General features: G+C 38.7%; 4 protein-coding genes. All 4 read left to right on the forward strand.

All coding sequences use genetic code 11. From position 1 onward, the window contains the following. Window positions 1–502, forward strand: a 502-nt coding sequence (locus tag DUK53_RS17645; protein ID WP_161564267.1) for a hypothetical protein, incomplete at its 5' end; no start/stop codon positions are given. Between the two features lie 312 nt (window positions 503–814). Further along, window positions 815–997 (forward strand): hypothetical protein, encoded by a 183-nt coding sequence (locus DUK53_RS16965; protein WP_124893215.1) that lies wholly within the window; start codon window positions 815–817, stop codon window positions 995–997. Next, entirely contained in the window at window positions 987–1,238 is a 252-nt protein-coding gene (locus DUK53_RS16970; protein ID WP_124893217.1) for a hypothetical protein, read from the forward strand. Before DUK53_RS16965 ends, DUK53_RS16970 begins: the two co-directional genes overlap by 11 nt. Before the next feature lie 152 nt (window positions 1,239–1,390). Next, window positions 1,391–1,687, forward strand: a complete 297-nt coding sequence (locus tag DUK53_RS16975) for a hypothetical protein (RefSeq protein WP_124893219.1) — start codon at window positions 1,391–1,393, stop codon at window positions 1,685–1,687. Window positions 1,688–1,762 lie beyond the last annotated feature (75 nt).

Consider the following 1,762-nt stretch of genomic DNA (forward strand, 5'->3'; position numbering starts at 1 on the left):
CAACAACAAGATGCTTAAACAAGAGCAAAACGAAGAGATAAGAGCCACGCTACGTTTCTTTAACAGTAACCTTACAAGTCAGCTAAAGGACCTTTCCTTTTATGTCAAACCACGCGTGAAACGACAAACTAAAAATACAGCAGGGGAGAAAGCGAAACTATATGCAGGGGTTGTGGGCGTTTTTCCTAATAAGCAAAAACCGAAACAAAAGCGAACCTATAACAAGCGAAAAAAAAGGCATATCAAAAAGCCACAACGTGAATTCACCATCGATGATTTTTTATCCATACCAACATGCTTTGTAAAAGATTTTTCTGGTAAGGAATATGTTATCAATCGTATCTTATGCTATTCTGGTAAACCATTTGCGGTTAATCGTGAAAACAGCGAGAGAATCGATAAAGAGGATCTGTTTCAAAAAGCACGAAACGTGCGGAAGCTTGACAATACAGTGATTGCATCGCGGAAGTCGCAACTTGAGAAATTACGTTTTATGGTGTAACAGAACACGGGTAGGCCAATATGTGCCACATTTTTTCTTTTTGAATCTTTGGATAAAAGAGCAATGAAACGCACAAATAATGCTATTGAAAATAAGTTATGGTACTTTGACAACTTCATATTGCTAGGGTGTATGCCATAAAAGACGACCCTATCTTATCCTACACGAGCACATGAAGGGGTAAGAACAGAATTGGTGCTCTCGTCTACAGACTTTGTTTGTAGTTAGGTCCTCGCTCATGCCATAAGTGAATTAAAAATGTTGTAGATATTGGCCTATCAAAATAAATAAACCAAACGGGAGGCTATAGATATGTTTGTAATGATTTTTGTAATTGTTGTTGGTTTTCAGGCTGTTTATGTTTATACAAGCCTGAAAGAGAAGCAACGTTTAAACGAGAAAATTGCGTATCAATCCAGTTTAATTCGTGACTTAACAGAAGATGTGGTGTGTTTAGATGAAAGACCCCAAGGTGGTTTTCGCCATGTTAGCTAGTGATCGCTTGCAAATGTCTGATCAAATTATCCAGCAGCGTAAAATCACCAAGCGATTTCAAAACATCGAAGAAACGTTGAATTACCGAAAACAAGGCATTTATTCTTCACAAGAATGCTTGGCTTTCATGGAAGAACAGCTAGAAGCACTCAAGCGAGAGTGCAGTCCAACGATGCGAAAATTAACCGAAGAAGCCCGCCAGACGTTGGCGAAGCAACGACGGTTGGCAGTAAGGCCATGACACAGATCGTTATGCTGTGATCGAAGCAGGGGTTTTTAATGAGTCCCCCTTTTGACTTTAAATTCCCCCCTGTTTCGATCACAGCGTAACAGTTACTAGATATTAGTTTATTTATGTAAGGAGTTCCAGTACAATGATAGTGAGGCGGACAGATGAAAAAAGCAGATAAATGGATAGCTATTGAGAGTATTGCTTTTGTTCAGAAATTGACAGCTTTACAAAAGGAAGCACTGCAAAAGCTAACGTGTACAGAATTAGAAAAGATGTATGTATCTATATTTGAAACCAATACTAAAGGGGATGAAAAGAATGAAAAAAAAGTTGGTCGTGGGAATGTGTATTGCAGCAAGTGTGGTACTCGTTGGAGGAACGGGATTATGGTTTTCCCAACAGAACGCACAGGCACAAGAAGAATCAAAATTAGAAGCGCAGAAAGAAACGCAAATTAAGAAAGACCTGGCAACCGTGGCTGCGATTCAGTCCAAAATAAATCATCTATAAAAAGATTCTAAAAAGGAATTTCT

The organism is Listeria sp. SHR_NRA_18 (assembly GCF_003856515.1).
Taxonomy (GTDB): domain Bacteria; phylum Bacillota; class Bacilli; order Lactobacillales; family Listeriaceae; genus Listeria_A; species Listeria_A newyorkensis.

Bases quoted from the DNA above. Each gene is read 5' to 3' on its own strand.
- DUK53_RS16965 (WP_124893215.1), top strand. From the start codon at position 815: ATGTTTGTAATGATTTTTGTAATTGTTGTTGGTTTTCAGGCTGTTTAT.
- DUK53_RS16970 (WP_124893217.1), top strand. From the start codon at position 987: ATGTTAGCTAGTGATCGCTTGCAAATGTCTGATCAAATTATCCAGCAG.
- DUK53_RS16975 (WP_124893219.1), top strand. From the start codon at position 1,391: ATGAAAAAAGCAGATAAATGGATAGCTATTGAGAGTATTGCTTTTGTT.